Annotated in this window: 1 protein-coding gene; it reads left to right on the plus strand. The window is 70.9% G+C overall.

What is annotated here, in order from left to right:
- On the plus strand, window positions 1-423 hold a 423-nt coding region (locus tag BTA51_RS29825; RefSeq protein WP_210404989.1), incomplete at both ends, for an FKBP-type peptidyl-prolyl cis-trans isomerase.

The following is a 423-nucleotide window of genomic DNA, read 5'->3' on the forward strand; positions in this document are numbered from 1 at the left end:
CCGTCGCCGAGGTCTCCGGGAAGTTCGGCGCCGAGCCCAAGATCGAGATCGCCAAGGACGCCAAGGTCTCCGACGAGGTCGTCGCGAGCGACGTCTCGACCGGTGACGGCGCCGAGGTGAAGAAGGGCGACATCGTCCGCCTGGACTTCGCCGGCAACATCGAGGCGCTCGGTTCCACCTGGGCGGAGCGGCAGGGCGCCGACCCGGAGGCCCCCCGCGCCCAGGTCGTGCAGGAGGTCGGCCAGCAGGGGCAGATGCTGCCGACCAAGGTCGCGGACGCGCTGGCCGGCCACAAGGTCGGCAGCCGGGTGCAGGTCGAAGGCACGGCCGAGGCGATCGTCGGCGAGCAGCTGAACCCGCAGTCCGGGATCAAGCCCAGCGACCCGCTGGTCTGGGTCGTCGACATCGTCAACGCCAAGAAGG

Source organism: Hahella sp. CCB-MM4 (genome assembly GCF_002260525.1).
GTDB lineage: Bacteria > Pseudomonadota > Gammaproteobacteria > Pseudomonadales > Oleiphilaceae > Hahella.